This window comes from Nocardioides sp., from assembly GCF_029937575.1.
In the GTDB taxonomy this organism is placed as follows: domain Bacteria; phylum Actinomycetota; class Actinomycetes; order Propionibacteriales; family Nocardioidaceae; genus Nocardioides.
This window is the reverse complement of sequence record NZ_JAPYPS010000117.1, coordinates 1-6,350: the sequence shown is the minus strand read 5'-3', so window position 1 is coordinate 6,350 and position 6,350 is coordinate 1. Positions and strand designations below refer to the sequence as shown.

Annotated in this window: 5 protein-coding genes and 1 pseudogene; 5 read left to right on the top strand and 1 reads right to left on the bottom strand. The window is 72.2% G+C overall.

Translation table 11 applies throughout. The features are described from left to right. A pseudogene (locus Q1K33_RS20440) lies at nt 1–144 on the top strand (succinate--CoA ligase subunit alpha); the annotation flags it as partial. 237 nt (nt 145–381) lie between these two features. Here Q1K33_RS20440 and Q1K33_RS20435 read toward each other — a convergent pair. Next, the gene (locus Q1K33_RS20435) at nt 382–2,286 is read right to left on the bottom strand and encodes a hypothetical protein (protein WP_300406730.1); all 1,905 of its coding nucleotides are present in this window, start codon (nt 2,284–2,286) and stop codon (nt 382–384) included. Between the two features lie 91 nt (nt 2,287–2,377). Here Q1K33_RS20435 and Q1K33_RS20430 point away from each other — a divergent pair, with 91 nt between their 5' ends. The 4 genes from Q1K33_RS20430 to Q1K33_RS20415 form a co-directional block, all read left to right on the top strand. Then, the gene (locus Q1K33_RS20430) at nt 2,378–3,652 is read left to right on the top strand and encodes a DUF6350 family protein (protein WP_300406728.1); all 1,275 of its coding nucleotides are present in this window, start codon (nt 2,378–2,380) and stop codon (nt 3,650–3,652) included. Between the two features lie 9 nt (nt 3,653–3,661). Beyond that, entirely contained in the window at nt 3,662–4,294 is a 633-nt protein-coding gene (gene purN / locus Q1K33_RS20425; RefSeq protein WP_300406726.1) for a phosphoribosylglycinamide formyltransferase, read from the top strand. Between the two features lie 124 nt (nt 4,295–4,418). Then, the gene (gene purH / locus Q1K33_RS20420) at nt 4,419–6,047 is read left to right on the top strand and encodes a bifunctional phosphoribosylaminoimidazolecarboxamide formyltransferase/IMP cyclohydrolase (RefSeq protein ID WP_300406724.1); all 1,629 of its coding nucleotides are present in this window, start codon (nt 4,419–4,421) and stop codon (nt 6,045–6,047) included. Nucleotides 6,048–6,181: 134 nt separating this feature from the next. Then, a partial coding sequence (locus tag Q1K33_RS20415) for a tetrahydrofolate dehydrogenase/cyclohydrolase catalytic domain-containing protein (protein WP_300406732.1) occupies nt 6,182–6,350 on the top strand: 169 nt, incomplete at its 3' end.

Sequence of the window (6,350 nt, the reverse complement as noted above, 5' to 3'; positions counted from 1 at the left end):
ATGGGCCACGCCGGCGCCATCGTCTCCGGCTCCTCGGGCACCGCGCAGGCCAAGAAGGAGGCCCTCGAGGCCGTCGGCGTCAAGGTCGGCAAGACGCCGTCCGAGACCGCCGAGCTGATGCGGGAGATCTTGAAGAACCTCTGATCCACGCCCCATCACGCTGACCCGTCAGACATGTCTGACGGGTCAGCGTGCTTTGTGGCATCGGGCGCGCTCGACGGCGCGTCCCTCCCGAGCCGGGCCACCGACTGCTCGCCGTACGGCGGGGTCCCCTCGGCGTCGCGGACCCCCTGGGCCTGGCGGGCGATGGACGAGGCGGAGCTCGACGAGTTCTACGCTGCGTCGTACCGGCGGGCCGGTTGCACCGGGGTGCCGGAAACGTCAGCCCTTCTTCGGCGCGGGCAGCCGGGGGAGCCGGAGCAGCGCCCGGTTGGCCAGGCCCACGAACTGGGGAGTCGACAGATCGCCCGGCGTGCTCGGCAGGAAGCCGATCTGGGACACGGCCTTGCCGTCGCGGACGATCGCCATCAAGAACGTGAGCGTGCGCTCGTCGCTGACCTCGACCCGCAGCCGCCAGGCGGTCAGCGACGTCGCACCGCTGTCGGTGCGGGCCAGGCGGGTGATGTTGGTGTTGAGGGCGTCGCAGTCGCTCAGCTGGCTGCGGACCCGCTCGACGAGCGCTGCGGCGCGCTTGCCCGGCAGCGAGCCGACCGACTGGGTGAGACCGAACTCGGTCGGCAGCTTGGCCCGCGGAATCACGAAGGTGCGCGTGGCATTGTTGGAGATCGGCTTGCCCTGGAACTTGCCGTTGAACTCCGTCGTGTCGCACGACGAGGCCGCGTCGTTCGTCAGCGCGCTGCGGGGCTCGGTGCCGATCCAGGGCCGGGTGACGTCGCTGACGCGGGGGAGGTCGATCTCGGACAGCATCGCCGGAGCGGGGCCAGCGGCCAGGGGAGGCCGGGGCTCGACCACGGCGTCGGCCGAGCCGCACGCGCCGCCCTCGGGCAGCTGGCAGAGCTTGTCCACGGCGCTCGAGAGCAACCGTGCACCCGCGCGCCGCGCGCTGGGGCCGGCCTCGTCGTCGACGCCGCCGGCCACCAGCGTCGTGGTCGTGTAGATGCCGGTGCGGGCGACGCCCAGCACGTAGGTGCCCTGCGGCTTGGCCCACGACCTGAGCACCACCTGGATGGCCTGGTCGCCGACCCCCTGGGGTGCGGTGGTCGACAGGAGCTGGATGCGTTCCTGCAGGCAGTCGCCGAACCAGGAGCCGAGGGTGCGGTAGGTCTGCTTGGCGCGCTTCTCGGTGCCCGAGGCCTCAGCCATCTGGGTCGAGGACAGCGCGCTGGTCTTCTTGGTCCGGGGCGCATCGAAGACCCGCACCAGCGCCGCCTCGCCACGCGGGTCGGCGTACCGCTCGCGCTGACAGGGCAGGACCATGCCGGTGCCGTCGTCGTTGCCGGTGGTGTCGGTGAGCGTCCAGTCCAGGTCGTAGCGCGCTCCCAGGTCGGAGACGCTCAGCAGGCTGGTCTCCGGCAGCGTCGGGGCGGGCGGCTCGCTCTCGAGGCTGCCGGGGCTGCCGGCGTCGCTGGGGTCGCTGGTGCTCGGAGCTGCGCCGATCCCGGGCGCGGCGCTGACCGCTCGGTCGAGCGTGGGGCGTACGCCGGTGGCGTTGCTCACCAGCGATCCGGTCACCACGAGTGCCGCCACGGCGGCGGTGACGCCGACGGCGGTGTGGGTACGTCGGCGCGCGGCGCCGGCGCGCCGCACGATCGTGGCGCGGGGCCACCGCACCGTGTCGGTCACGGACCCCGCGATGTCGTCGAAGCGTGAGCGCAGCGCCGGGACCTGGATGTCGAGCGCCAAGGAGAGCTGGGTCGCGGCGTGCTGGAGATCGCGCTCGGCGGCCTCGCGGGTCAGGCCCACCTCGCGGGCCATCTGGGGCATCGAGACGGCGGCCAGCTGGGTGAGGACCAGGGTCCGGCGCTCGGTGGCGCTGAGCTTGCCGAGAGCGTCGAGCGTGGCCTTCACGTCGGGGCTGATGTCCTTGTCACGGTGCCAGACCCGGGCGGTGTGGCGGCGCTGTGCCAGACGCCACGCGTTGGGTCGGACGACGGACTCGGGGTCGTCGAGCACCGAGAGCTTGCGCCAGCGGTGCCAGGCGACGACGAACGCGTCGCGCACCGCGCTGCGGGAGGCCGCCAGGTCGCCGGTGAGCGCGAACGTCTGCACCAGCAGTCGCTCGCGGGCGTCCTTGTAGAAGGCGTCGAACTTGTCGGGGTCTCTCATGGCCTCCTCACGGTAGTCGACCGCGGCAACACGCCCTGCTTCGGCGTGCCTGCCCTGGTGAGGCTGCCGCGAGGGCCAGGATGGGAGCGCCATGACGTCACTGCTGTCCTCCCCGCACGCGACCTCCCGCGAGCGCGCCGCCGACCCGAGGTCGGACCTGGCGACCAGGCGACCGCTCGTGCTGGTGGCGACCTTCGGGGGCCTGGTCGCGGCCGCGGGCACCCTGCTGGTCTGCCTCGGGGCGGGCGTCACCGGCTGGTTCCTCACCGATGGCGGCGCGCACGGCGAGCCGCGTGACGGCCTGCGGACCGGTGCGCTCGCCTGGCTGATGGGCCACGGGTCGGGCGTGCTCGTCGACGGGGTCGCGGTGAGCGCCGTGCCCCTCGGCATCACCGTCATGTGCGCGTGGACGCTGTGGCGGGTGGGACAGCGGGTGGGGGTCTCCGTCTCGGGGCACGGACCCGACGTCGAGGAGATCGCCGACGGACAACGGGACTGGACCGTGCCGGTCGCGGTGGTGCTGCTCAGCGCCGGGTACGTCGTGGTCGCCGTCCTCACCAGCACGCTGGCGGCCACTCCGGCCACCGACCCGAGCGCGCCGCGGGTGGTCACCTGGGCGCTGCTGCTGTGCCTGCTGGCCGGGGCTCCCGGCATCGCCGTCGGCTCGGGACGAGCGGCGATCTGGACGTCGTACCTCCCGGCGAGCGTGCGCGCCTCCGGGGGCATCGTGCGTCGCCTGCTGCTGCTGTGGCTCGCGGTGTCCGCGCTGGCGTTCGCGGTAGCGCTGCTCAGCGACCTGAGCACCGCCGCCAACGTCCTGTCCCAGCTCGACGCCGATGCCGGTGCCACCTTGTTGATCCTGGTGGTCAGTCTCCTGCTGCTCCCCAACGCTCTGGCCTTCTCCGGGAGCTACCTGCTCGGGCCGGGCTTCACCGTCGGCACCGGTACGCTCGTGGCGCCCAGCGTCGTGGTGCTCGGACCGTTGCCCAGCTTCCCCATGCTCGCTGCCCTGCCCGACGAGGGGCCGACCGCCGCGTGGACGGCCTGGTTGATCGTGCTGCCACCCCTGGTGGCCTTCCTCGCCGTGGTGCTCCATCAGCGCCGCGCCCCACTCTTCCGCTACGAGGAGGGCGCCGTCCGCGGCGTCTCCGGCGGAGTCGTCGCCGGCCTGTTGTTCGGGCTGGTCGCCTCGCTGGCGGGAGGTGCGGTGGGTCCGGGCCGGATGCAGGACGTGGCGCCGTACGCCTTCGACACCATGCTCCACGCCGTCACGTCCTTCGGCATCGGCGGTCTGCTGGGCGGGTTGGCGATGACCTGGTGGCAGCGCCGCTCCATGCCCGTCGAGATCGAGCTGGACCTCCAGTAGGGTCGCGGCGTGCCAGCCCAGCCCGCCCGCGTCGTCGTGCTCGTCTCCGGAGGCGGGACCAACCTGCAGGCCCTGCTGGACGCGAGCGTCGCTCCGGCCTACGGCGCGCAGGTCGTGGCCGTCGGTGCTGACCGAGACGGCATCGAGGCGCTGCGGCGCGCCGAGGGCGCCGGCGTGCCGACCTTCGTACGGCGGGTCACCGACTTCGCGGACCGAAGGGCCTGGGACGCAGAGCTGGCCGCCACTGTCGCCGGGCACCGCCCCGACGTGGTGGTGCTCGCCGGCTTCATGAAGCTGGTGGGGGAGCACTTCCTCGCTGAGCTCGGCGGTCGCGTCGTCAACACCCACCCTGCCCTCAGCCCCTCCTTCCCCGGGATGCGGGCGCCGGCCGAGGCGCTCGAGCACGGGGTGAAGATCACCGGCTGCACGCTCTTCGTGGTCGATGCCGGGGTCGACACCGGACCGATCGTGGCGCAGCGGGCCGTGGCCGTGGAGCCCGACGACAGCGTCGAGTCGCTGCACGAGCGGATCAAGGAGGCCGAGCGGGAGATGCTGGTCGACGCCGTCGGGCGGATGGCGCGGGAGGGCTTCTCCGTGGTCGGTCGGGAGGTCCGGTTCGGCCCGACCTCGGTTCACCCCTAGACTCCGTGGCACACGACTGGCGCAGGTGGGCGACCACCGGGGAGTGCCCCGTCTCCGGGGACCGAAGCGTGGCCATCGAACGCCTGGGTGGCCCCCACCACCAACTGAGGAGACGACTCCCGCGATGAGTGATGACAGCCAGCAGACCGCCCTCGGGCAGGTCCCGATCCGCCGTGCTCTGGTCTCGGTCTACGACAAGTCCGGCCTGGACGACCTGGTCCGCGCGCTGCACGACGCCGGGGTCTCCCTGGTCTCGACGGGCGGCTCGGCAGCCCTGATCGAGAAGCTCGGGCTCCCGGTGACCAGGGTCGAGGACCTCACCGGATTCCCCGAGTGTCTCGACGGTCGCGTGAAGACGCTGCACCCCAAGGTGCACGCCGGCATCCTGGCCGACCGCCGCCTCGGCTCCCACGTCGCCCAGCTCGCCGATCTCGGCGTCGAGCCGTTCGACCTGGTCGTGTCCAACCTGTACCCCTTCACCGAGACCGTCGCCTCGGGAGCGGGGCTCGACGAGTGTGTCGAGCAGATCGACATCGGGGGGCCCTCGATGGTCCGGGCCGCAGCCAAGAACCACCCCTCGGTCGCCATCGTGACCTCGCCGGACCGCTACGACGACGTCCTCGCCGCCGTCGCTGCGGGGGGCTTCACGCTCGAGCAGCGCCGGGCCCTTGCGGCGGAGGCGTTCGTGCACACGGCGTCGTACGACGTCGCAGTGGCGGGTTGGATGAGCAGCAACCTCGTCGACAACGGCGACTCGTGCTTCCCGGCCTTCGCCGGAGCGACGTTCACGAAGGCCGCCGACCTGCGCTACGGGGAGAACCCGCACCAGGTGGCAGCGCTCTACAGCGACGGCACCGGCGGCCTCGCCGGGGCAGAGCAGCTCCACGGCAAGGAGATGTCCTACAACAACTACGTCGACACCCACGCCGCCCGTCGCGCGGCCAACGGGTTCGCCGAACCTGCGGTGGCGATCATCAAGCACGCCAACCCGTGCGGCATCGCCGCGGGCAGCCCCGACGAGGACATCGCCGCGGTGCACCTGCGCGCCCACGAGTGCGACCCCGTCTCCGCCTTCGGTGGCGTGATCGCGGTCAACCGCCCGGTGTCGCTGGCGATGGCCCAGAAGGTCGCCGAGATCTTCACCGAGGTCATCGTCGCGCCCGGCTACGAGGACGGCGCTGTCGAGGCCCTGCAGGCGAAGAAGAACATCCGGATCCTCGTCTGCGACGCCGACCCGGACGTGGAGGGCGGCTTCGAGATCCGCCAGATCTCCGGCGGCATCCTCCAGCAGCAGGTCGACACCGTCGACGCGGTGCTCGACGGCGCCGACGGGGCCGAGGGGGCCACGTCGGGTGGCGACGACCCGGCGTCGTGGACCCTGGCCACCGGCACCCCCGCCACGCCCGAGGTCCTCGCCGACCTTGCGTTCGCGTGGAAGGCGTGCCGCCACGTGAAGTCCAACGCCATCCTGCTCGCCAAGGGCCGTGCCTCGGTCGGCGTCGGGATGGGTCAGGTCAACCGGGTCGACTCCTGCAAGCTTGCCGTGTCGCGGGCCGGGGACCGGGCAGCCGGCTCGGCTGCTGCCTCCGACGCGTTCTTCCCCTTCGAGGACGGGCCGCAGATCCTCATCGACGCCGGCGTGACGGCCATCGTGCAGCCCGGGGGATCGGTGCGCGACCAGCTCACCATCGACGCGGCCGAGGCAGCAGGGGTGACGATGTACTTCACCGGTACCCGTCACTTTTACCATTAGGCACGGAGCTTGCTCCGGGCCGCGAATGGGAAGGTCGAGCAAGCGCCGCGGCTGAGGGACGAAGCCGAGACGCGCGTGTCGAGACACCGGTGAGCCGACAGCAGACCCCAACCACCCGACGTACGAGGACACACGTGACCGCACAACGACTCGACGGCACCGCCACCCTCAAGGCGATCAAGGCCGAGCTCGCCGAGCGTGTCGAGCGCCTGCGCGAGCGGGGCGTCGTGCCCGGCCTCGGCACCGTCCTGGTCGGTGACGACCCCGGCTCGCACTGGTACGTCGGCGCCAAGCACAAGGACT